This window comes from Rothia sp. HMSC067H10 (assembly GCF_001810635.1).
Classification (GTDB): domain Bacteria; phylum Actinomycetota; class Actinomycetes; order Actinomycetales; family Micrococcaceae; genus Rothia; species Rothia dentocariosa.
The window spans coordinates 625,395-649,715 of the sequence record NZ_KV802317.1; the positions used below are offsets into that span (position 1 = coordinate 625,395).

Here is a 24,321-nt window from a genome sequence, read left to right on the forward strand (position 1 = left end):
CGGAGGCCCAAGGTAACAAAACCGCCAAACCCGTGTGTTAGCCACGCCCCAAAAATGCCTCACGGTCGGCATCAAGCGCCCGGTCAATCGTACGTGCCAAGTTCGGATGCTTCGCCAGCGTGGGATCCGCCGCGATCAGCGCCCGCGCATCCTCACGAGCGCGCTCAATAATGGTTGCGTCAGCGAGCGCCCGCAGGAATTTAAGGGTACTCTTCTTCCCGGACTGTGCGGCACCTAGGATATCACCCTCTCGGCGCTGCTGCAGGTCTATCTGCGAAAGCTTAAACCCGTCGGTGGTGGCCGCTACCGCGTCTAGACGCTCGCGGGATACTCCCCCGGCCTGTTGCCGGGTAACAAGCAGGCAGGTTCCGGCAAAACCGCCACGCCCCACGCGGCCGCGAAGCTGGTGCAGCCCGGAAATACCGAAGCGATCGGCGTCCATAATCATCATGAGGGTTGCGTTCGGTACGTTCACACCCACTTCAATAACAGTGGTGCTCACCAGAATATCTATCTCGCCGCGTTCAAACGCGGTCATTACAGCAGTTTTTTCCTCGGGGTCCATACGCCCATGCAGGCTTGCAATCCGGGTTCCAGTCAGCGCCGGATTCTGTTTTAGATAGGCGGTCATCGCAGTCACGGAAGTCAGGCGTATTTTGCCGTCAGAACTCTGAGAACCTTCACGCCCGGCATCGCCGAAGAGCTGCTGGCCTTCTTCAAGTTCTTCATCGTCATCGCCAATTTTGGGAACCACCACGTAGACTTGGTGCCCTGCATCAATCTCTTCGCGAGCGCGTGTCCACAGGCGATCTGCCCAGGTCGGTTTTTCCGCAAGCGGTACCACATGGGTTGCGGTCTGCTGCCGTCCGGCGGGCAGCTGATCGAGTACGGAAACATCAAGGTCACCAAAGACGGTCATGGCGACGGTACGGGGAATGGGGGTTGCCGTCATCACCAGACGATGCGGCAGCTCGCCGTTGTTCCCACGCAGAGAGTCACGCTGTTCCACACCGAAACGGTGCTGTTCATCGACCACAACCATGCCAAGGTCGCGGAAGATGACCGTGTCCGAAAGCAGGGCGTGGGTTCCGATTACCACGTCGGCGGTGCCGTCGGCGATCTCGGCGAGTACGGCACGCTTGTGTGCACTAGGCATTGAGGCGCTGAGTAGCCTAACCCGCACACGATGCTCGGTTTTTTTGCTTTCTTTTTGGTTTTGGGGGTGAAAAAGCGTAGTCTCATATCCCGGTATACCCTCGGTATCCGCTAAATCCCCAAGAATATCGAGGATCGAGCGGAAATGCTGTTCGGCGAGCACTTCGGTGGGTGCGAGCATCGCGGATTGCCCACCAGAGTCGGCTACCTGAAGCATAGCGCGAAGGGCTACCACCGTTTTGCCCGAGCCGACATCGCCTTGCAGAAGCCGATTCATGGGTGACGGTGAGGCTAGATCACGGGAAATTTCCTTGCCCACTCGTTGCTGCCCCTCGGTGAGCTCATAGGGAAGCACGTTCAGCAGAGCATCTGCTGCCCCATCCGGCAGAGCGGACCGGGCCACGGTGGCGTGGGCGGCACGTGCGGCGTGTAACCGGGCCAAGGCGCTCTGCAGAACAAAGGCTTCTCGGTAGCGCATCTGAGCTTGAGCGGCGCGCCAAGTGTCCTCACTATCGGGAGTATGCAGGGCGCGATAGGTCCACTCCAGCGAAGGGACTTTTCGGGCGCGGCGTATTTTATACGGTATTGGGTCTTCAAGCTCTTTTAGGGGCACAGATTCGATGAGCTGAGCAATAGCGGTTGCGATGCGATCCGTTGGCAGTTTTACCGGAGCACGATAAACGGGTATGGGCGCCTCGACCCGTTCGGGGGCGTTCGCATTTCCGTCATCCGAAAGCAGAGCGTAATGCGGGTTTGTCAGTGTATACTCCCCGCGATAAATCCCTACCTTCCCGGAGAACATCATGGTTTCGCCAGCATGGATCTCGCGTGCCGCGGTCCATGCGTTGAAGAAGGAAAGCTTCATGGTGGAGCCCACCCGCCCAGTTCCTGATATATCCGAACTGCCGAATATATGTTGCGGCACGCCGAAGAAATTATTCCCGCTGCTCTGTTGTCCGTAGGAATCCGCATAGCCTGAGTAACCGGCGGAAGGCACGGCTAATCCGCTCACGCGCGGGTTGGTTTTACCCGCAGACATTCGTTGCGGTGTATTGGCCCTGCCCTCGCGTACGGCGAAGGTACCTGATGAAGAATTATCGACCGAATTCTGGTCGGATTCTGCAAGGGTATCGGTAATCGTGACTTCGGTGATTTTTCCTCTGCGTGCCGCCATGGTTCGGGTCGAAACGTTCGTGACCCTGGCGATAATTGTCACGTCCTGTCCCTCAACAAGGTCGGCAAACCGGCTAAGTTCTCCACGAGGCAGGTATTTCCGTGGAAAATATTCCAGCAGCTCCCCCACCGTGCTTATGCTCAGGTGAGTTTTGAGGGCGCGTGCCGTTGCCGTCGGCAGGTAACGTGTTAAGGGTGCGTTTTCCAGGCGTTTCTCATCGTTATAGCGTGCTAAAACCTGCGACCGTGCGGCACGTTGCTGTTGCTTTTCTTGCTCTTGAGAAGAGTCCGAATTATATTTTATATTCCGCACTCGCGCGGCTGGCTTATCTGTTTTCTTTGGGTCGGTGGTTTTCTTGCGCGCAGGTTTCTTTGCCGGTGTTTTTACGGTATTCTTTGGTTTGCTCTTTTCCTGATGCGACTCTTCCACATGAGAATCGAGGCTATTTTTTTGTTCCGAAGAGGAGGTCTCTGCACCTGATCGAGTATGCTTAGATTTTTTTGGATTGGTTCGTGTGGGTTTCGCTTTCTTTGCTGCCGGTTTTTGCGATGCTGTTTGTGTGCTCTTCTTGGTTTTTCCTCGGATAGACGTTCCACGCTGGGACGGTGCTTCGGTACGTGCCGTATACGCAATATCAGCCAGTTCGTACAGTTCCGCTGTCTCCATATTCTGAGCCGCCGCGCCCAAAGAAGCACGCAGAGCATCCACAATACGCTGATACTCCGAGCTTTCACGCTGATGCGCAAGGGTGGAGAGCTCCGCTAACGTTTTAGTGCCGCGTGCATACTCGGCAAGGTCGCGAACCGTTACATATTCATGGGCTACAAGTTCGTCCTCAGAGAGAATGGCAGATGATTTAGGGTCAGAATGCTCGGCATCGGTTGGCTGCTGTCCGGCAGCTCTCTTGGCCCGTCCAAAACCGCTTTCCAAAATTTCGTCGGCAAAAAGGCTGGGAGTCTCGCCCTCATGATGTGTTTCTTTCGAGTTTTGAGGTGACACGTTTTCCCTCCTTTCTGCTCGCAGCACTCCGTCATCCCGAATGCCTTCGGCTCGAACGGTCATATAAGACGTAGCGTAGGTTTAATACTACCGTTGCGCATTTGGGGCACGCTACGAACCTCGTCAGCTCATGTCACCACGCAGCGCATGTCCTGATCGCCCACCCTCCCCGTGAACACAGGCTCTAGAAATCTTGAGAGCAGGATGGCGCAGTACTTTCATTCTCTTGGGCGCTCAGTGAGCTCACCCGTTCATCGTCCAATACGCCGTAGCGCGCGATAACTCTGCGGGCTTCTTCCAAAGACGGCACATGCACGTGTAAGGTCCACATATTGTTCTTGAAATCGAGCGGGGTGAGCAACAGCGAGTCGCCAAGCTCTTCTAATTCTGCTCGAAGCTGCACCAGAGTAAGGGGGTCTATAGTTAGCGTCCCCATGATTTCCCAGATTGACCCTGGGTTTTCCCGAGTACCGGTCGCATCATTATGATGCTCTGCTTGGTCCTGCGTTCCTTCGGTCTTTCGCGCTTTCCGAGCAGACGTACTGTTCGGCTTTGTAACATCTGTAGGAGGCTCCGCCAAGGCATAAACCTCCTGCGCAGGCATACGCGAGCTCATCCAGCGCGGATTTGATTGTACCGCAGCCAGATAAAAGCCCAGGGCACCTGCATCTACGTATCCCTTGAGTTCTGGCAACGGCGGATTCTGCGCCGTGCCCTCAAGCGCTCGGCGCATCGTGGCGCGACGAAACTCTGCACGTGCCGTCACATCGGTGAGCTCCGATCCTGCACGATAGTGAAAACGGTAATCTGCGAGCGCAACCATAATCGCTACCATAGTGCCCTGCTCTAGGCTTTCATCTGCAATAATACGGCGTACTCGTTCGGCGGCAAGCGCTAACGCATAGCTCTCACGGTACGCGCTCTCGCGTGTACCGGTTTCCGTAACGGGTGTTTCGCGGTACATCGCCTCAAGCTCCTGAAGAAGTGTCAGATTATGTGCCTCTTCGCCCAGCTCTTCTGCTAGACGGCCGGGAAAATTCCAGTAGGTACGCACTGCCTCCAACGCCCAGGCGCACAGGAGCGTCCCAGAATTGCCGCGAGCCATCCGACTGGCTTGCACGAGAGCGTTCTCGTAGATTTCACCCAGACGTTGGTTAACGCTCTGTATATCCGTCGTGAGAGCGTGAAGATCATGCAGAAGGGTATCAAGCTCCTCACTAAAGGCCTTATTGAGGGCCTCTAAAGTGTGTACCAAATTCGAGCCTGTGTCCTGGTCGGGAACAGGGAAAGCGTTCAGAGAGTTAAGTGTGTCGCGATATGCACGCACCGTTGAGAGCGCCTCGCCAATCCACGTGACCCCGAAGTTAAGCGGGGTTTGTGCGGCAAAGTGCTCGCTCGTCATAACGTATCCTTCCCATCCGGGGTTGGGTAACCGTGCTCTTTCTAGCATACGACGGTTATGCTCGGTAATGTTCCCAACCATAGTTTTGGAGCTCATATCCATCGCACAGAATTCGTGATGCACTTCGTTCTTGAGCACTGCAAGAGCCTAAAGCGACAAATCCCTCAGGAATTGTGGCACCCGCCGGAAAACATGCTAAAAGCCCGTGGTCCTCGCCACCGCCCAGAACGCATTCACGGGCCAGGCTGACCGCAGAATCACCATGATCGTTATGAGGCTGATGCTCAAGAATAAGACTTGCCACTGGTACCAGCTCACGTGCCAGCTCGGTAATCGCAGGATCATTGAACACGATATCGACGCCGGATGCTTCGGCAATTCGACGCGCGTCTTTAACGAGTCCGTCTGAAAGGTCTAGCATAGCGTTGGCGCCGTACGCTGCAGCGCGTCGCCCTGCGGGTATGGGCGATACGGGCCTTAGCTGATGGGTAACAGCGCGTTCGATACGTTCTTTCTCCGTAAAAGGCAGCTGCTCTATCAAGTCGAGAGAGCCTGTGATTGTCAGTAGCCGCAGCCCGGCATCAGCCCACCCGGTACAGCCCGCCAAAGCTACGGTATCGCCCGGTTGCGCCCCGGACCTCAGCACGGGGATTTCGCATCGTCCAACAGCCGTTATGGTAACGCTGGCATCGCGTGCGCTGCCTAGATCACCGCCGCCTACCGTACAGACTGTAGCGCCGCATGCATGCAGCGAGTCGAGGATACCGCGGGCAAAGTCTTCAACCCAACCATAGGGGGTTCCGGGCGGCAGACTTAGAGATACAAAAAGGCTAACGGGTTCAGCACCCATAGCCGCAATATCGGCAAGGTTCTGGGTGGTGGCTTTCCACCCTACCTCGTAACCGCCGCTACGCGGACCGGCAGGCCAGATATCGAGAAAATCTTGCCCATGTACCAGAGTATCTGTGGTGATAACCGTGCGTCGATTATCGCCCGTGAGCACTGCGCAGTCGTCACCGGGACCTACTTCAAGCACCGGCTCCTGCCCATGTGCGGAGGCAACCTGGATTACGGAGCGGTTATGCTCATCCAGCATGGGCATAAACAATTGCAAAACACGGGACTCCCCCAGCTGAGCCAATGTACTCTTCCGGAGTGAACTTTCCCGTGCTTTATGCTTTTTGGTCCGAGGGTTCATTCCCCAATAATCGCCCATACCCTGTTACCTGGCACGGATAAAGTACCGAATCGCCACAATGGTAATCGCGAGAATTAGCAGGGAGAAGAACGCCAACGGCACGAAACCTGAGAGTCCAGGGCCACGAGAATCCGTTGAACGTTCCTGAACGCTCTTAGGGCTATCGCCGTTCCGTTGCGCTTGCGAACCAGCGGACGTTGCAGGCGGACGGGCAACCGGGTTCACGGCAGATGGAACAGAATAAGAACCGTTTCTAGACTCCTGTGGGTTCGCCATTCTCAAAGTTGGCGAGCCATTCCGGGCGTTCTCTCCACGGGACAAATATCCCTGTACCCAGTCCGCGGCGCCGGGGAACGCATTGGGGAACCCTGAATTTGTTGCAAAACGCCCCAACGTCGCGATGCTATTGGGGAAGGGTTCAGCAGATGTAGACGGCGCGGGTGCTGGAGAGACATTACTCGACGGCGTTGCTGAAGGGCTGGCATCTGGGGCTGGCGAATCGTCAGACCCCGGGTTTCCATGCCCCGAAGGACTCGGGCTAGGAGTTGGAGCTGCCGATTCGGAAGCACTTGGGCTCGGGAACGGAACAGGCTGGCTAGTAGGCTGCTCCGAAGGCGCAGGGGTCCACCCAGGATCCTGAGACGGTGCGGGTGCGGGGTCTGCAGGAGTAGGTGTTACGGGCGACGGGGTCGGCGAGACCGGTACCGGTGTGGGGGTCACGGGTGTTGGCTTAGCCGGAGCCGGTGTTACGGGAGTGGGGGTAGGATACACCGGTGTCGGGTTGGCCTGTGTAGGCGTAGGGTTCGCCGGGACCGGTGTGGGATTCACCGGAGCAGGGTTAACCGGGGTCAGATCCGGACTAGGCACAATGGTCGGTACCGGATCAGGCGCAGGGTTAACTGGTGTTGGGTTGGCCTGTGTAGGCATAGGTTTCACTGGGGCCGGTGTGGGATTCACCGGAGCAGGGGTTACCGGTGTGGGATTCACCGGAGTCTGATCTGTAGGAGCCGGAGTAGGCGTCACAGGAGTAGGGTTGGCAGGCACAGGCTCCGGGTTCACCGGGGTCGGATTAACCGGTGTGGGCGTAGGGGTTACCGGTGTGGGATTCACCGGAGTCTGATCTGTAGGAGCCGGAGTAGGCGTCACAGGAGTAGCCGCTGGTTCTTCTCCGAGATCCGGGGAAGCTGCCTCAGCTTCCTCAGCAGGAAGGTTCTGAACGGGAGCATCAGGAGTTGGAGTTACAGCCTCTGTTTCAGAATCCTCAGTAGGAACTTCGGCATCATAAGGCTGCGCCTGTGGACTCTCATATTCGGGGGTGACAGGCTGAACTTCCGCGTCATCTTCATCAGTGTTCTGGTCCGGGACAGCTCGTTGTGTAGGGGTTTCGGTAGCCTCAGGAGTCTTGTCGTCCTGCTGGTCATAATTAAGCGGAGGTGCAGCGGCAAACTCGGCGCCTGCAATGGGAGACTCCGATTGCAGGGCGACGGCAGGCTGAGCAGCATAGGTCACGTTGCCGGAGGCCATGCCGTACATAGTCAAGGTAGCGGTTGCAGACGGCATGGGCATAGGAGTCACGGCATTTTTCTGACCTAAAGCTGCAAAGGTAGCTGGTACGGCAGGCTGCGTGATAGCTTGTCCGGGCGCGGCAGCCTCAGAGGTCGCAGGATGGTTTGCGACCTTCCCGGAAGCGCCACGTGCCTCCTGTGTCAGCGTTGCGGCGATCGGCACACTACCGAATGCAATCAATGCAGTCGCTAGGCTAGCCGACGCTACTTTGCATTGTCTGTTTCCCAAAAAGTGTCCTTATACCGAATAGCTACCGAACAATATGCGTGCTTGGGTGAGTCTACACCCTAAATAACAAGGATGTGCTTCTCTCAAAAGTTTATCGAATTTTAAGAATCTTTTCACGATCAACTATTAACTGTTACTTTCATGGTACCTGGACTATGGGCAAATTGTCGTGACTTTGAGCTTTAAATTGGTATTCAAATTTTTGCTTTCTTCTGATCTGCCGCGCTATGTTTCTGCGACACGCCGGTGAATATACCGTACGTTAGAATGAGAGAGTGACTTTTACGTCTTTTAGCTTTTTCGTCATGTCCCCAGCGAAGCGAGTAGGCTTGGGTCTTGCGCTCACCGGGGTGCTGCCGCTCAGCGCGTGTGGAGCGGGCAATGTCAATCTTGATCCGGCTCCAGATGCCGCCAACCCCGTATGCGCTTATGCGATGGTTGCTATGCCAGAAAAACTCGTTGGCCTACAGCAGCGTGAAACTACGGCGCAAGGAACGACCGCTTGGGGCGAACCAGCCTCCGTGATTCTCAAATGCGGTGTTACCGTTCAGGAACCCGTATCGGACCCATGCGCTGAGGTCAATGGGATTGATTGGGTGCTGCGTCCCAAGGATGCGCCAGAGAACTCAGCACCGCCAGTCTCTGCGTCTTCCTCCGCCGCTGCAGGCCCTGAAAACCGTGCGACGGGAACGTGGACGGCAACCACGTACGGACGAACGCCAGCCATTGAAGTAACCTTCGACGCCGATAAGGTTTCGTCATCAACCCTTCTTGCTGAGCTCAATTCGGCGGTCAAACAAATTCCGTCTCAGAAGAAATGCACGAACATCAACGATACTCTCAACGGTGTCAAAACCGGAAAATAGAGGATTCAAGACCTCTGGATCCTTACCTTCAGTTCGCTTCACGCAAACGCAAATTTTAGAGCCCCCAAAACCTTAGGTCTTGGGGGCTCTAACACTGGAATTTCCTTCTCTATTTAAGACTTCATTAGCGCAGCCCTAAAGGACGCTCCAGTGCAAGAGTCAGCAGTTCATCAATCAGTTCGGTATAGGAAATTCCGGTGTTTTCCCACATGGTTTTGTACATTGAAATCGGGGTAAATCCTGGCATAGTGTTCACCTCGTTGATCACCAAACGACCATCCGGGGTGTAGAAGAAATCTGCGCGGGATAATCCTTCGCCGTCAAGGGCCAAAAACGCCTTAACCGCCAGAGCACGCAAACGCTCCTGCATATCCTTCGGTAAATCGGCGGGGCACCGGGTAACTGCCGAAGACTTTGAGATATATTTAGCATCAAAATCATAGAAACCGTGGTTCTCATCAACAACCTCGATTTCGCCAGGGTATGATGCACGCGGCATATCACCGTGGTGACCGTCTAGGACGCCGCACTCGATTTCACGCCCCACAATGCCAGCTTCCACAATAATCTTTGCGTCATGGCGGCGCGCTTCTTCGATAGCCGGAACAAGTTCCTCAAATTTATCCACTTTGGTAATGCCAAAAGAAGAACCCGCACGCGTGGGTTTAACGAACATGGGGTAACCAAGGGCGGTTATACGTTTAAGCGATTCCTCGCGCTCATGAGTCCATTGGCGATCGGTCACCACCTCATAAGGCCCAACCTCCAGCCCAGCCGACTCAAATGCAACCTTCATAAAGTGCTTATCCATACCTACAGCTGATGCCGTCACGCCGCATCCTACATAGGGCAACTCAGCGAGTTCCAGAAGACCCTGAATTGTTCCGTCTTCGCCGAAAGGACCGTGTATGAGGGGGAATACCACGTCAAGGGCAGGACCATACTCAAGATTTCCGTCAGCATCTACTAGGTGCACTCGCGAATCCCCGGCTCCAAGAGGCAGGAAAACCTGGTGCGAACCACCCGTAAACTCTGCATGTGCAGGGGCAGCGTCGAGAAGTGTGCTCAGCTCTTCCAGATTCGTCAAATACCAACGACCGTCTTTTGTAATGCCAATAGTCACCACGTCGTAGACGCTGCTGTCAATGGCGCCTAGCACGCCTACGGCAGTAATCAGAGAAATAGGGTGTTCCGAAGAACGTCCGCCACACAGTAGAGCAACAGTTTTCTTCTGTGCGTTTTCGGTCATTGTATCTCCTTCGTAAGAGGGCGCCCCTCAAGCGCCCATGTCTGCGCACACGTGCTGTATTAGTTGTTTTATCTGCCGCAAAAATTTTCTTGCGGAAGATCTTGATGTTATTGGCCTTCGTGTTTCAGGCGCCGTCCCAGTAGCAGCGGTGCCAGCTGCCCGATCTCGATGCGTCCAGTCAGGACAGCAACGACCGCTTCCACGATAGGCATTTCGACTCCGTGACGGCGTGCCAATTGCGCTACGACGGGGGCTGATTTGATGGATTCCGCTGTCTGGCTCATATGTTCGCTGAGTTTATCCGGGCTTACCCCTTCGGCAAGTAGACGCCCGGCAGTATGATTTCGTGAAAGCGGCGATGAACAGGTAGCAATCAAATCTCCCATCCCCGCAAGCCCGCTCATTGTTGCTGCTTCACCACCCAGTGCGACCGCAAGACGAGTAATTTCGGCAAGTCCGCGCGTCATGATTGAGGCTTTGGAGTTATCACCGTAATTGCGGCCTTCACAGATGCCGACGCACAAGGCGATCACGTTCTTCACCAAACCACCGATTTCCGTACCCACCACATCGGTATTCGTGTAGGGGCGGAAATAGCTACAGGCACAAGCCTGCGCGACAATTTCTGCGATGGGCAGTGTGCGTGCCGCGACGACGGAAGCAGTTGGCTCCTCCCCCATAATCTCAGTAGCAAGATTCGGCCCTGAAAGCACGCATACCCGATGCGGTATATGCCCGATAGTGCGGATGTCTGCGCCGCGCATCGCCAAGGCTTCCTCAAGTTCCTCGGTAATCACCTGGGACATGCGCAAACCGGTGCCGGTTTCTAATCCCTTCGCAAGCGAAACCAGCAGGGCATGCGGCTCAATATAGCGAGCATAAAGTTGAAGCTGCGAACGTAGCACCTGTGAGGGTAAAGCCAGTACCACCAAATCGGCATCAGTAAGCCCGGTAGGAGCATCCGCCGTAAATTCCAGGTTCTCAGGTAGCTTCATCCCCGGAAAATATTTACTATTTTCCCTAGTCTGAGAGCACTCTGCCATAGCTTGTTCGCTGCGGCCAATAAGGACTACCTGAACGCCCGTTTTATTTTCTCGCGCCGAATCAGCCACAATTTTGGCGAATGCGGTCCCCCAGCTTCCCGCACCCAAGATCGCAATTTTTACTACCTTACGTGGAGCCGGTTCGCTGTTGTCAGCGGAATTCTTGAAAAGAGCCATAACCTCGCCTCCTATTTAGGATCCGGTTCGCCCAGGTTACCAGCTATCCCGGTCATTTCACCGGGAGCTTCACGACGCTTGGTTCGGGGATTCCAACGACCGGTTGGAGCCTTTTCACCACGTATATCTTCCAGCAGCTCGGTCACGGCATCAAGCATAGCGTCGGTCACGACCCCAAGCTCAGTGCGCGTATGCTTTACCTCCGGCGAAGGATCATCGATTAAAGAGGCGATATCGAGAGGCTTACCCACTTTCACTTTGACCGTTTTACGGGGAAATAGGGAAACCTTACGATGCTCTTTGACGCGGCCACCATCCACGGTTTCGTAGTCATACCCAAGAATCTGCTCATCACCCCAGTGCGCCACCGGTACTACGGGGGCACCAGTTGCGAGGGCAAGACGGGCAGCACCCGTACGGGCCTGCATGGGCCAGCCCTCGGGGTCGCCAGTAGTTGTCCCCTCAGGGTAAATCACTACAGCGCCGCCAGCCTCTACAACTTTACGGGCAGTAATAAGTGCCTTGCGAGCGTCTACAGAGCCGCGTATCACGGGAATATGCGCCATTTTACGCATAATATATCCCAGAACGGGCGCTCGGAACAAAGAGTCCTTCGCTAAAAACCGCGGGAAGACTCCGTTATTGAAAATAGGGAGTGCAACGGTCACAGGGTCTATCTCGGTGGAATGGTTAGCAACCACGATATAGCCTCGGTCGGTCGGGAAGTTCTCGCTCCCGATAATTTCGATGCGGGCTATGCCTTTATACACCACGCGCGCAGCGTTACCAAGAACTTTAAAGAGCTTATCTCCTTGAGGGGTAGGCTCAAGTGTGGGTAGTGCTTTTTTCCCCTGTTGACCGCTCATACTAGCCCTGTACCTCAACCTCTTCTGGCACAACAATCTCAATTTCTGCATCGGGCTTAGGAGTCTTGCTCTGTTTGCGGGCAAGTACCTCAAACTTTGCGCCCAAAGCTTCGAGTTTCTTTTCAAAGTTCTCGTAACCGCGCGCGATAATTTCAACACCCGTAACGTGGGATGTACCTTCTGCTGTCAGAGCGGCGATAATATGCGAGAATCCACCGCGCAGATCGGGAACCTCAATGTCAGCGGCCTTAAGCGGGGTAGAACCGCTAATAATAGCGGAATGCCCGAAGCTCTTACCGTGGAAACGACAAAACTCGCTGCCGATGCAATCGCGCATAACCACAATATCGGCGCCCATCTGTTTGAGGGCATTAGTAAACCCAAAACGCTCTTCGTACACGGTCTCGTGCACAATAGAAGTTCCTTTTGCCTGCGTCAGCGCAACGACAAGCGGCTGCTGCCAGTCGGTCATAAAACCGGGGTGCACGTTGGTCTCAAACACAATAGGGTTCAGCTCTGCTCCGGGGGTAATCACGCCGGGGTGAGTAAAGCGGATTCCTTCCGGGGTAACCTCGAATTCACCGCCCATCTTCCGGAACTGGTTGAGGAACGCAGTCATATCCTTCTGTGAAGCGCCGCGCACAAAAATATCTCCGCCGGTTGCCAACGCGGCGGATGCCCAGGAAGCGGACTCATTGCGGTCTGCCAAGGCGGTGTGGTCGTACCCGGTTAGGGCGTCAACCCCTTCAATAATAATGGTGCGGTTTTCGTTAATGAAGATAATGGCACCCATCTTCTGCAAAACCGCAATAAGATCAATAATCTCGGGCTCAATAGCGGCGTTCTTCAAAACCGTGGTGCCACGAGCGCGCACACCGGTCAGAAGAACCTGTTCTGTAGCGCCAACGGAGGGGTAATTGAGTTCGATTTCAGCACCGTGCAGACCTTCATCGGGAGCGTTCAGAGTAGTGCCGCTTTCATCGTCTTTCTCGACGACGGCACCAAATTTACGGAGGGCATCCATATGGTAGTCAATGGGACGGTCGCCGATTTTGCATCCACCTAGATTAGGGATGCGCGCGGTACCGAGCGTATGCAGAAGCGGGCCTACCATCAGGATCGGAATACGTGAGTTACCGCCAAAGAGCTGAATCTCTTCAGCATTGTCGGCCGCAGTCTTTGCGTCTTGGGCGGGGTCTAACGTGAGAATACCGGCTTCAGGATCATAGTTAACTTTCGCACCGTGAAGTTCAACAAGGGTAGTTACAATCTCAACATCGCTTAGGTCTGGTACGTTACGCAAGGTCGAACGGGTGGATCCGTGCAACGCTGCTACCATCGCTTTAGGTACGAGGTTTTTGGCGCCTCGAACGTGGACTTCGCCTTTAAGAGGGGTACCACCCTCAATGCGAAGTTCGCTGATGTTAAGGGACATAACTAATCCTTCGAACGGTCGGCTCGGTGGGGCCGACAAGAACTGCTGTTAGTGCTGAGGTCCGGCGCCATTAACAAATTATTAATAGGTCTGCACAGACTTTCAAGCTATCATTTTACGTTCTCGAACGGGCTGCTACAAACGGAAGAGCTGTGTAGAACCTGTGCTTCGCAATGTTTATCGAGATAGTTCAAAGATGCCGCTCATAAACTTTCTTGAAGAACTACCTCACATAACCGTCAAACCACAGCAACATACCTATGATGTGTTTCTATATATACACCCCGTAACGCTAGGTGAGGTGCGTACCCTGACGTCACAGGGTACGCACCTCACCGAGTATCCAGACTAGACTTCCTGAGTCCGAGGCATCCATGCGGGGCGACGCACCTCGTAGTCTTTAATGGCGTCAATGTTCTGAAGGGTCAGACCAATATCGTCTAGCCCTTCCATCAAGCGCCACCGCACATAATCATCAATCTGGAAGGGCACGACGAGGGCACCCACAGTTACCGTCTTATTCTCTAAATCAACGGTAATTTCGGTACCGGGTTCCCGCTCAAGAGCCTTCCAAATCAACTCGACATCATCCTGAGCCACCTGAGCGGCAACGAGTCCTTGTTTACCCGAGTTACCACGGAAAATATCGGCAAACCGTGACGATATAACGACTCGAAACCCGTAATCCTTAAGCGCCCAGACCGCGTGCTCACGCGATGATCCTGTGCCAAAATCGGGGCCCGCCACCAGCACTGACCCATTTTTGTAAGGTTCCTGGTTCAGAACAAATTCGGGGTTCTTACGCCAATTCACAAAGAGGGCATCGTCAAAGCCTGTTTTCGTTACGCGTTTGAGGTAAACCGCCGGGATAATTTGGTCGGTATCCACGTTCGAGACGCGCAAAGGAACACCAACTCCGGTGTGTTTAATAATCGGTTCCACAGTGTTCTCCTTTACGCCGCTGCGGGGGCCTTGTCCGCGTGTGGTTCCAAGTCAGAAGGTGATGAGAGGGTTCCGCGAACCGCTGTTGCGGCAGCGACTAGCGGCGAGACAAGATGGGTTCGTCCGCCTTTACCCTGGCGTCCCTCAAAGTTGCGGTTTGAGGTAGATGCGCATCGCTCCCCCGGTGCCAGTTGGTCGGGGTTCATGCCCAAGCACATAGAGCATCCAGCAAAGCGCCAATCTGCCCCAAAGCCTTTGAAGATTTTATCTAGGCCTTCTTCTTCGGCCTGTGCGCGAACTTTCTGTGAGCCGGGAACGACCATCATACGCACGCCTGAGGCAAGTGTACGCCCACGAATGATTTCAGCGGCAGCACGTAAATCCTCAATACGCGAGTTAGTGCACGAACCTAAGAATACGACGTCCACCGGAATATCTTTCATGGGAGTTCCGGCTTTAAGGTTCATGTACTCCAGAGCACGGGATGCGGCTGCCTGGTCGTTTTCATCCTCAAAGTCTTCAGGTGCGGGAACCGCTTGGCTCAGCGGCACGCCCTGACCGGGGTTTGTTCCCCAGGTAACGAAGGGCTCAAGCTCGTCCGCATTAATAAAGATTTCTTTGTCGAAAACGGCACCTTCATCGGTGGGAAGTGTCTTCCAGTAAGCGAGCGCATCCTCCCAATCTTGCCCCTTGGGTGCGTGAGGGCGTCCTTTAACATACTCGAAAGTAGTCTCGTCGGGAGCTACCATACCCGCACGAGCGCCTGCCTCAATCGACATATTGCAGATGGTCATACGCCCTTCCATAGACAAGGAGCGTATCGCAGAACCGCGGTATTCGAGTACGTATCCCTGCCCGCCTCCGGTACCGATCTGAGCGATAACGGCAAGAATAATATCTTTGGCGGTTACTCCGGGTTTTAGGGTTCCTTCGACATTGATTGCCATTGTTTTAAAGCGCGCCAACGGCAGGGTTTGGGTTGCCATCACATGTTCAACCTCAGAGGTGCCGATACCGAAGGCAAGCGCACCGAAAGCCCCGTGGGTTGAGGTGTGCGAGTCACCACAGACGACGGTTATTCCGGGCATGGTCAATCCCAGCTGCGGGCCGACTACGTGTACGATACCCTGTTCAATATCGCCGAGCGGATGGAGGCGCACGCCAAATTCCGCGGTGTTACGACGCAGGGTTTCGATCTGGGTTCGCGAAGTAATATCCGCAATGGTCGAGAAAATATTTTCGGTGGGGGTATTGTGATCTTCAGTTGCGATCGTCAAGTCGAGACGGCGCAGAGGCCTGTTTTCGAGGCGTAGTCCTTCAAAAGCCTGGGGCGAGGTCACCTCATGCAGAAGATGCAGGTCAATATAGAGAAGGTCGGGTTTGCCATCTTGCCCGGGCACCACGACGTGGTTCTCCCAGACTTTTTCGGCGAGAGTACGCGGGCGCTTCACAGATGTGGGTATAGCGCTTGTCGCAGCAGTATTGTCCCCTGCCATTTTTCCTCCTGCTTTGATATGGCGGGCTTTCCGCCCATCATAGACATATAGTGCCTTATAACACATATATTCTTGACCCTGGAATATATTTCAAAAATTTGGTATTCAGGGTTCCTCCATCATGGGCAGGTTCAGAGGAAGAGTCTATGAAGTGCGCCCTATCTTCCACATTTTGAGATGCACTGAGCTAAACTAGAGTTATGACATCTGCACCATCGTCTACACCGTTGCCTGGAGCACGTCACCCTCGCGATACGTCGGGGCTTTCGACTCCTTTGAAGACTCCCCATACTCTCACGGATGACCAACAGGTTGTTGAGGTCGAACCAAACATCTCCTCTGGCGTGGGGGTACTTGATAAAGCCGCGCTTATTCTTTCATGCCTAGAGGCTGGTCCGGTCACGCTGGGGCAGCTTGTTAAGGCCACCGGGCTAGCCCGTCCAACGGCACATCGTTTGGCGGTGGCGCTCTCTCACCACCGTATGGTGGCGCGCGATGTTCAGGGACGATTTATGTTGGGGCCCCGCCTAATGGAACTGGCGAATGCGGCTGGTGCCGATCACCTCCTAGCGGTTTCGGGAGCGGTTTTAAATCAGCTTTGCCATGTGACCGGCGAATCGGCGCAGGTTTATCGGCGTCAGGGAAATTGGCGCGTATGCGTAGCGTCCGCAGAACGTCCCGTTGGGCTGCATGATTCAATTCCTATAGGAACGCAGCTCTCTATGAAGGCTGGTTCCGCAGCCCAGGTACTCTTGGCGTGGGAAGATCAGAGCCGCCTTGTTGAAGGTCTGCAAGATGCGTATTTCAGCGCTGCCATGCTTGCTTCCGTGCGGAGATTAGGCTGGGCGCAGTCTGCAGGTGAACGTGAGCGCGGCACGGCTTCCGTGTCTGCTCCTGTACGTTCACCGTCGGGCAAAGTTATTGCAGCCGTTTCTATTTCCGGTCCTATCGAAAGACTTGGTATGCAGCCCGGTCGCAAATACGCCGAGGTTGTTGTTGATGCAGCTCATAAGATTTCACAAGCGCTTCGGAACGTATAGTAGCTTAGGTCAAAACCATAGAGGGGTGTGGAACCGATTAGTTGGTTCCACACCCCTCATGTTGTTTAGGTGTTCATTCTTATGTCAGAGCCTGCCTATAGCGCCTGAGCTTCTCGCATTCTGCCAATACGGGCGCTATGATAACCTGCTGTGCCGCGTTTTCACACTGTTGGATCATGCGCATTCGCAAGGAACGCCGGTATGCACGGGCACTCGCATTTACCAGTGCCCTACCCAATACGGCACCCAGGATTCCTAAAAGCACCCCCAAGATAAGTAGAAGTGTGGGCACCGGCACAGGGGATCCTTCGGGTACAGGCGCAGGCGGCAGAGGTATCTGCAGGTAGCTTGCAAACGCCATTGCAGTCAGCCAGGCTACGCCTCCCAAAAGGCTTAGAAATGCAATCCATTGCACCGTGTTAAGTAGCTTCCACCAGAAACGTGACTGGGTAGTGTTGTAGTCTACACGCGCGATCGCCCTTTCAAAAGCCTCCGGAAAGTCCTGTTCTCGGGTCAAGGAGGCGTTCTGGATACGTTGCTTCCAGGGAGCTTCAATATTTTGGGCTACAGACTCACCATAACCGCGCGCTGCCTGAGCTAATGCTGCCTGCTGAGCTGCAGTAAGCGGCGGTAACGAACTAGCCGTTAGATGCATCGGAGATTTCTGTGGTGCAGATTCACTCGCGCTATGAGTGCCCGCAGTATCGTTTCCAAGATGCAAGCGTTTAAGCGGGTCGGCACGGAACTTAGCAACCCACCGCGTAGCTATCCATCCTGTGTTGGCAACAGCACGACGACGATACGAGGCTTCTGCAGCATCAAGAACTTCAACGGCCCCACAGGCTTGAAAGCAGCCTTCCGTCAGCTCATCAACGGCGTAGTCAGGCTCATGAAGAGGTGCTTCACCACCCTGATAGGCTGCAAGATCACGGCGAATCGCATATAGCTGTGCCTCAGTACGCTCATACGCCGCATTTTTCTCAGCCGCCACTCGTCCTAACAACGACCGCAGAGCAGAGACGCCTTCACCAGTACGCGCTGAGAGAGCGAACGGAGCGGTAATGAGCAGCGGCGTAATGCCGTCCGCTTCTAAAAGCTCCGTGAGCGCATCAAGTACTTGTGGAACCTCATGGGAATCTAGGGTATCTGCTTGGTTCAGAACGCATACCATGCGATGTCCACGAGTGGAGAGAGGAGCCAGAAAATCGTGGTGCACCGCCGCATCCGCGTACTTTTGGGGGTCGAGGACCCACACCAGCACATCCACATAGGAGAGCATGCACTCTACCTGCTCCCGGTGGTGATGCGCTACCGAGTCAAGGTCGGGCAGATCCAGCAGGATCAGCCCGCCAGATCGTGTACGGGTCTGCCCACGCCCAACCGCCGTTTTGAGCTTATTCCACATGCCAGGAACGGGCTCTACGATTTCGTGGGGTGCTGCAGAATCTGCCGCCGAATTTTGTGTTTGGGTACGAATCTGGCGTATCGATTCGTTCTCCTCGGGATAGACCCTATGTTCGATCTTAAGCCAGTCCAGAAGCTCTTCGCTTCCGTCCCGTCCCCAAATCGCCGCCTGAATTTCTGAGGTAGTCGGGCGTGTAACGGCGGTACGTGCCAGGGGCATCCCAGCAATGGTATTGAAAAGGGTGGATTTTCCACTTCCGGTGGCTCCGAAAAAACCAATTATAGTGTGTTCTGCCGAAAGCTGCCGACGTTCCATGACACGGCTCAGCGTTGCGGATGCGTTCTCCTGCACGGTATCAGGAATAACGTCAAGCCCCAGGCCGAGCGCATCGTGAAGGCGAAGCGCACGTTCTTCAAAAGACCCGCGCAGCGTAGCGGATGCTAAAGATGAGTTCATCGTGTGTGCTCCTGGCGAGAGTTCTTAACAGGTAATGGCTGTGTTGTATCATCATGCATGTACTGAACGAGCCCCGAGTTTTGAGGCGAGTCTTCACGCCGAGCCAAGGGATCATGATCTAGTTCTTGACCTAAGTCATGAAGCTGTTCGGCAGCGACACGAATTTCGTCCGGCTGTACGTGCGGTTCACGGGAAGAAAGCACCTGCCGGTAGTTTTCGGATTGCCGTTTGAGCAGGGTTTCTAGGCGTGCCACTAGATCACTGCGAGCGCGAGTCGCCATGCGGCGCACAGCATCCTCGCCGAAGACCGATTCAAGAAGCTTAGATCCAACGACCCCAGATCCTCCCGCAATACCAATTTCGATGCCGGTGAGTCCGCCAGTCGCCGAAAAAGCCACCATCATGAGCAGCACCGCCGTCGCGTTAACACCCAGGGAGAGCACGCGCGCTCGCTGGCGTTTGCTGCTGCCTTCAGCACGGATCATATCAAGTACAGAACTTTGCCAGGCTCGTATTTCTGCGGCGATAGTCTCATCAAGCTCCGCACGAGCCTGGGTGCTGTGCGGAGGGTACGGGATCTCGTCAATATTCTGTAAGAGTACGCGCCCTGCTCGTTCCGCTCCCCAGCTTCGACGGATAGTCTCATGCGCACGTTGAGCAGCATCAAGAACAACGGCGTGCAGACCCGTTTCGAGAGCCTGCTCAACCCGCGTGGTCGCTGCCGGTTTACCGGTCAACATTCCGGCAAACCTGTCCCGCAGCCGTCCGATGCGGTTCTCCAAAGAGCGGAAGAAGTCGCCCGTTCCCACAAAATCGTGCCACCGGGCCAGAACCTCGCCGCGAAGCAATGAGCCGTCAGTGAGAGAATCTTCCACACGGGCGAGCGCATCCTCATAGGCTAAGGTCACCGCAGTTTCTAATCCGGTGTAGGTTTCCACCTGACGGGTTTGTGCATCAGCAAGTTCTTGCAGAGAGTTACCGGTACCGGTGATAGCGCCCGCCAGGGTGCGACGCGCGATCGCTGCACGGGCTGGCGCATCCGCACCAAGCTGCTCAAGCCAGGATGTTAGAGGCGTTACCGCTTCTGCGGGCAGCATCCCCTGTTCGTCCCGCGGCTGTTCATGGATACTATGCAGAATAACCGGTGTTATACCGGCTTCGGTGAGCATTCGCATAAGGTCGGACTCGATCTCACCCGCAGCCCCTTCGGGAACTCGGTTGAGAACGACTGCTACAGCAATATTGCGCTGGGCAGCGCGATGCAGCAAATCCCAGGGTACGGCATCCGCATAACGGTTAGCAGTTGTGACGAAGAGCCACAGGTCGGCGGCAGATAAGAGCTCGTTGGCAAGCCTGCGGTTCTCGTCGGAGACCGAATCAATATCGGGGGCATCGATCAGGGTGATGTCGCGCGGCAGAGCGTTAGTTTGCACGCTGATAAGCGTATCTTGCAGATGATGTTCGGCACCTGGCAACTCCTGAACGTCACTCTGGTGTGGTGAAGTTTCAGAGATAGTTGGCATCTCCTGCCGTTCTAGGGTAGGCAGAAAACGTTCGGGGGTCAGGTATTCGGAGTCTTCAGCCCGATAAAGCAAGATTGGCTGCCGAGTGGTGGGGCGAAGCGCACTGGAACGGGATACGGGGGTTCCCATCAAGGTATTCACCAAAGTCGATTTACCGGCACCCGTAGAACCACCAACAACCACGGTAAGGGGTGCTTCCCAGGCGTTAAGCCGCGGCAGGATGTAATCGTCGTACTGTTTACTCAGAGAACGCACTTGTTCCCTCGCCCGGGTAACATCGGCGGTATCGAGGGGTAGAGTGAGCTCATTTAGGAGTTTGCGTGCAAAGTATACACGCTCATCGTTTGTGTGTTGCACGTGCGCTATTGTTTCACACTTTACTGCATGCTTGCTGAGGAAACTTAGAGTGTTTCCTGTGAGTTTAAGTTGCTTACCTCACGAATTTTAGGTGCCGTAAACAGAGTCGAAGCGCTGTATTTTGCGTAACTCTAGCCTAATATCACGGTTTAGGTCGCTGTACGTTTGTGCTTTCACCCACCACGCCCTAGTCTGGTTTTACACACTAAACCCGGGTTTCAGTTTTTCTGGAAATAACGATATTTTGGGAGTTGCTATGCGCCCTTCACGTCGCCAGTTCTTCATCTTTACTGGCAGCACCGTTGCCGCCGCGCCATTATTAGTTTCATGTGCCTCTAGCGATTCCTCTGATTCTGCCGCTGGTTTAGCAACCGCTGAGGGAGCATCCCCCTCAGAGACAGGCGCGCACTATGGAAATCTTTCGGGAGAGCTACTCTGGCAACGTTACGATTCCGCCACCCCGGTCACTCCCAGTATGAACCCCGAAACCGGGGAAAAGGTCGTTCCGGTTCCCCAAGCAGACCCGGCAACTGCCGATCACAAGGCTCAGAACGTTCCCATCCCCCAAGAAGACGACCTGATGTTCAAAGAGGATTTTCAGGGGCTGCGAAACACCTTCGCCTATTATGTGGCGTGTATTAACTATGCACGCATGACTGGAGATCTCACCCCTGCTTTCAAAGTGGTACACAGCGAAAACACCGTCGATCTTGAGCGACTTAAGACCTGGGAAACTCTGTACGCCGAGCCTAATAATAGTTGGATCGTTGGAGGTACCTGGAAGATCTCCGTCTCGGAGAAACCGACAGAGCATAACGGCAAATTCTCGTGGGAATGCACCGCTACCCAGGAAAACGGAACGCTCATCAATAAAACGACAAACGTGACGAAACCGCTTTCGCAGGATGAAATACGCGATTTTACGGCTCTCTACGCCCAATGGGTGAAGGACAGGTGGCTCATCATCTCCCCACAGCAGTTCGACCCAGCGGCAAAGCCCACACGAGCCTATACACCCGCTCCACAACCGACTTCTACCTATACCCCAAAGGTGAGTACCATACCCGCCGATTACTAAACCCCTAATCCTTTATTTCTCAACGTGAAAGGTTCCGCGTGATAACTTCACTTCCCTATTCCCGACGTTGTGTATTACGTACCGTTGGGGCAGGGTTATTCGGCACTGCAGCCACCACTTTGATAGTCGCATGCTCTCGAAACCAGCAAACTCATGCTACGAGTGACCCTTCGGTAAGTCAGTATGTACGCAGCGATTTTAGCGGTGAGGTGGCTTTCGAGAGCTTCAACACCTCAGCAGGTACTTATGTGCCCGCAAACGCAGAGCATCCTGCGCAAAACGTTCCGGTCCCCATCAAAACAGAGAATATGGGCAAAAACTCCATTGCAGGTTTTTACGATACCATCGGTTACCTCAATGCGGCACTCAATTATCTCTTGGCTACCGGTGACACCAATCCTCTGGAAGTCATCACGATCAACCCCGAGTTCACCAAAGCTCTCCTGCTTTTCACTGACGAGACTGGTGAGAGTCAGGCTGCCAAAAGCTGGTATGTTTCTCCTCAAGCCACGCTCTCCCTCACCTCACGCATGCCAACAGCCGTGAACGATTATCGAAAAGATTGGCGATACACCCTCGATATCAGTTTGGGAGAACAGCAGGTCGTCAACTCTCAGGCCAGTGCAATACCTGCCGAGCAGCAGAAATTCCACTATGCGGGTACTATCCAAGGCACCTTCGAGAAAGAAGCCTGGTCCCTCACGCTCACAGTTCGTGACCAGCAGTCCACGGCAGGCGCGAGTCCGTCCTAGAACTAAGAAGGCTCAGCGGCACCTCCGCATGAGAATATAGAGACATAATATTTTCTTCTCCAACCGCATCCGGGTGAAGGTGCCTATGCGCTTTAACCCTCATAATCATCGAAAGGCTTCCATGTCACAGCACTTAACTCGCAGACAAGGTGTTACAGCCGTTTTAGCAGGTGCCGGACTCACTATGCTCGCCGCTTGTTCCTCGAACAGCTCCACCAACACATCAAACGGCAATAACGCTAACGGCTCTGCACCAAGCCCAAAATCCTCAAACCCACACGGGTATAGCGACGACGGCAATAACTATTCCGGGCGTATTACATTTGACAATTTTGAACCGGGTAGCACTTATGAACCAGGCAACACCGAACATCCCCCACAAAAACGCACCTATGCCTAAGCTGCCTGATAACACCAACGAAAATAGCGTGACAGGCTTCCACGCGACCGTCGCTTACTATGCTGCAGCCATGGATTACCTAGTGAAAACCGGCAGCCTTGACGCCGTAAAAAAGGTCAAACTTGCAGGTAACGATGCCCAAGAAAATGAGGCGCTTGCTAAATCCATCGCTCAAGGAATTGAACAGAAAACCTGGTATGTAGATCCATCTGCCTGGTACGAGCTCAAGGAATCACAGCCCGCTATTATGAGCGATGGAAATCTGCTCTTCAAAAGCGTCTACACGTTCGATTACGGTGCTGAAAGCGTGGCAAACGGCGAAATAAAACCGGTTAAGGAGGAAGAGCGAGTCTCTACCCAGGACTGTGATTTCCGTGGTCGCTATAACCCCACCACGAAATCCTGGGAGCTCAATCTATCCTATGGCACGAAGAGCTCGGGAAATGCGGCAGCAAGTCCTGCTGCATCGGCAACGGGTGGAGCCTCGGACCCTGCGGCAACCGGAGAACCGGCAGCTAATCCCGAGAAATAGTAGCTGTCGTTATCCTTGCCCAGCCTCCGAGGCTCTGGTGATGCAGAAACCCGGAGGCTGGGTATTTTGAATTCCTGCTCTTCACCTTGCGTTCTTCAAAGTCAAACTAAGGGTTTTATGTCTCGACATATACCCTCTAGATATGTATTTTCCCTCACATGTCGAAGAGCCCTGCATATACGGTATTATCTGCGCAGCAGTGTTACTTTCCCTGTGAACTATTGGGGTTCCTGCACAGCAACGTATAACTATTTCGCGGGTCCCCTATATCTATCTTGCCAGGGCGTCTTCCATGTAGAGCTACACTTGAGAAGCTAGTGCTATTTCAACGTTGAAGGGGCATTTTATGTCTTTCACTTTTTCGCGCCGAATACTCCTGCGCACCACCGCCCTCGGTACTGTTGGACTGGGCGGAATCACCGTACTCTCTGCGTGTAGCAATACGTCGCAAAACAGCGCCGAAAGATCGAGCTATAAGGGCGAGGCTAAGCTTGATAGCTACGATACATCTGCCGGAACTTATGAATTAGCGTCACGCGAGCATCCGGCACGGAACGTACCCAAACCTGTCAAGCCTAATAATATGAATGACAACTCAGTAGCAGGCCTTTACTCGACTATCGCGTTCTTTGCAGCTGCACTGCAATACCGGCTTATTACGGGCGATGCCCAGTACCTCAAAGAGGTCAAGCTAGAACATACTGTAGATTCCATCGAAGAGATCACCGATGGTTCTACCTGGCTCTCCAATCCCACGGTTACGATTGAGCTCACTACCGATCAGCCGGAGCAAAAGGACAACGAATACTTTTGGCCTGCAAAGCTCACACTCACCAAGGGCGACTGGGCGGTCGCTCAACACAGAGCAATCAACGTTCCAGAAAATGAGCAAAAAGTCACAAGTGAAGGAAAAATCAAGGCGAAATACACCGATGGCGCATGGGCTATTCGGGACATTGCTGACTAGTCTTCACCGGATTCT

General features: G+C 54.3%; 19 protein-coding genes. 7 read left to right on the forward strand and 12 right to left on the reverse strand.

The window, feature by feature from the left end:
• Positions 1-37 precede the first annotated feature (37 nt).
• From HMPREF2756_RS09715 to HMPREF2756_RS09730, 4 genes are all read right to left on the reverse strand, one after another.
• Positions 38-3,328 carry an ATP-dependent DNA helicase RecG gene (locus tag HMPREF2756_RS09715; protein ID WP_246825912.1) on the reverse strand — a complete coding sequence of 1,097 codons (3,291 nt, stop codon included), beginning with the start codon at positions 3,326-3,328 and terminating at the stop codon, positions 38-40.
• Positions 3,329-3,512: 184 nt separating this feature from the next.
• Positions 3,513-4,730 carry a DAK2 domain-containing protein gene (locus HMPREF2756_RS09720; RefSeq protein WP_246825913.1) on the reverse strand — a complete coding sequence of 406 codons (1,218 nt, stop codon included), beginning with the start codon at positions 4,728-4,730 and terminating at the stop codon, positions 3,513-3,515.
• A gap of 55 nt (positions 4,731-4,785) precedes the next feature.
• Complete coding sequence (locus HMPREF2756_RS09725; protein ID WP_141747848.1) at positions 4,786-5,871, reverse strand: thiamine-phosphate kinase; 1,086 nt, start codon at positions 5,869-5,871, stop codon at positions 4,786-4,788.
• 81 nt (positions 5,872-5,952) lie between these two features.
• The gene (locus tag HMPREF2756_RS09730; RefSeq protein ID WP_083301717.1) at positions 5,953-7,722 is read right to left on the reverse strand and encodes a prolipoprotein diacylglyceryl transferase; all 1,770 of its coding nucleotides are present in this window, start codon (positions 7,720-7,722) and stop codon (positions 5,953-5,955) included.
• Positions 7,723-7,997: 275 nt separating this feature from the next.
• Between HMPREF2756_RS09730 and HMPREF2756_RS09735 the strand changes: the two genes are divergently transcribed.
• Complete coding sequence (locus HMPREF2756_RS09735) at positions 7,998-8,588, forward strand: DUF3515 domain-containing protein (protein ID WP_246825914.1); 591 nt, start codon at positions 7,998-8,000, stop codon at positions 8,586-8,588.
• 124 nt (positions 8,589-8,712) lie between these two features.
• Here HMPREF2756_RS09735 and HMPREF2756_RS09740 read toward each other — a convergent pair whose 3' ends face one another.
• The 6 genes from HMPREF2756_RS09740 to leuC form a co-directional block, all read right to left on the reverse strand.
• A complete protein-coding gene (locus HMPREF2756_RS09740) occupies positions 8,713-9,837 on the reverse strand; it encodes a D-alanine--D-alanine ligase family protein (protein ID WP_070620722.1) in 1,125 nt (374 codons plus the stop codon).
• Between the two features lie 107 nt (positions 9,838-9,944).
• Positions 9,945-11,057, reverse strand: coding sequence for an NAD(P)H-dependent glycerol-3-phosphate dehydrogenase (locus HMPREF2756_RS09745; protein WP_070620725.1), 1,113 nt, complete (start codon positions 11,055-11,057; stop codon positions 9,945-9,947).
• Positions 11,058-11,068: 11 nt separating this feature from the next.
• Positions 11,069-11,923, reverse strand: coding sequence for a lysophospholipid acyltransferase family protein (locus HMPREF2756_RS09750; protein ID WP_070620727.1), 855 nt, complete (start codon positions 11,921-11,923; stop codon positions 11,069-11,071).
• Between the two features lies 1 nt (position 11,924).
• Positions 11,925-13,358 (reverse strand): UDP-N-acetylglucosamine 1-carboxyvinyltransferase, encoded by a 1,434-nt coding sequence (gene murA, locus HMPREF2756_RS09755; protein WP_004004898.1) that lies wholly within the window; start codon positions 13,356-13,358, stop codon positions 11,925-11,927.
• A gap of 348 nt (positions 13,359-13,706) precedes the next feature.
• Positions 13,707-14,300, reverse strand: a complete 594-nt coding sequence (leuD, locus tag HMPREF2756_RS09760; RefSeq protein ID WP_048778289.1) for a 3-isopropylmalate dehydratase small subunit — start codon at positions 14,298-14,300, stop codon at positions 13,707-13,709.
• 11 nt (positions 14,301-14,311) lie between these two features.
• Positions 14,312-15,796 carry a 3-isopropylmalate dehydratase large subunit gene (gene leuC, locus HMPREF2756_RS09765; RefSeq protein ID WP_048778287.1) on the reverse strand — a complete coding sequence of 495 codons (1,485 nt, stop codon included), beginning with the start codon at positions 15,794-15,796 and terminating at the stop codon, positions 14,312-14,314.
• Positions 15,797-15,996: 200 nt separating this feature from the next.
• Here leuC and HMPREF2756_RS09770 point away from each other — a divergent pair, with 200 nt between their 5' ends.
• On the forward strand, positions 15,997-16,836 hold the full coding sequence (locus HMPREF2756_RS09770; RefSeq protein WP_371440705.1) for an IclR family transcriptional regulator: 840 nt from the start codon (positions 15,997-15,999) through the stop codon (positions 16,834-16,836).
• 79 nt (positions 16,837-16,915) lie between these two features.
• On the opposite strand, the gene HMPREF2756_RS09775 is transcribed toward HMPREF2756_RS09770, so the two are convergent.
• Positions 16,916-18,697, reverse strand: coding sequence for a dynamin family protein (locus HMPREF2756_RS09775; RefSeq protein ID WP_070620731.1), 1,782 nt, complete (start codon positions 18,695-18,697; stop codon positions 16,916-16,918).
• Positions 18,694-20,577 (reverse strand): dynamin family protein, encoded by a 1,884-nt coding sequence (locus HMPREF2756_RS09780; RefSeq protein ID WP_070620734.1) that lies wholly within the window; start codon positions 20,575-20,577, stop codon positions 18,694-18,696. Before HMPREF2756_RS09780 ends, HMPREF2756_RS09775 begins: the two co-directional genes overlap by 4 nt.
• A 256-nt stretch (positions 20,578-20,833) precedes the next feature.
• Between HMPREF2756_RS09780 and HMPREF2756_RS09785 the strand changes: the two genes are divergently transcribed.
• The 5 genes from HMPREF2756_RS09785 (at position 20,834) to HMPREF2756_RS09800 (ending at position 24,306) form a co-directional block, all read left to right on the forward strand.
• The gene (locus tag HMPREF2756_RS09785) at positions 20,834-21,655 is read left to right on the forward strand and encodes a DUF6318 family protein (RefSeq protein WP_246825915.1); all 822 of its coding nucleotides are present in this window, start codon (positions 20,834-20,836) and stop codon (positions 21,653-21,655) included.
• 38 nt (positions 21,656-21,693) lie between these two features.
• Positions 21,694-22,407: a DUF6318 family protein gene (locus tag HMPREF2756_RS09790; protein WP_070620737.1), complete on the forward strand. Its 714-nt coding sequence runs from the start codon at positions 21,694-21,696 to the stop codon at positions 22,405-22,407.
• A 121-nt stretch (positions 22,408-22,528) separates the two neighbouring features.
• On the forward strand, positions 22,529-22,807 hold the full coding sequence (locus HMPREF2756_RS11205; protein ID WP_141747849.1) for a hypothetical protein: 279 nt from the start codon (positions 22,529-22,531) through the stop codon (positions 22,805-22,807).
• A complete protein-coding gene (locus tag HMPREF2756_RS09795) occupies positions 22,800-23,339 on the forward strand; it encodes a DUF6318 family protein (protein ID WP_141747850.1) in 540 nt (179 codons plus the stop codon). Before HMPREF2756_RS11205 ends, HMPREF2756_RS09795 begins: the two co-directional genes overlap by 8 nt.
• 346 nt (positions 23,340-23,685) lie before the next feature.
• Complete coding sequence (locus tag HMPREF2756_RS09800; protein ID WP_004004910.1) at positions 23,686-24,306, forward strand: DUF6318 family protein; 621 nt, start codon at positions 23,686-23,688, stop codon at positions 24,304-24,306.
• The last annotated feature ends 15 nt before the right edge of the window (positions 24,307-24,321 follow it).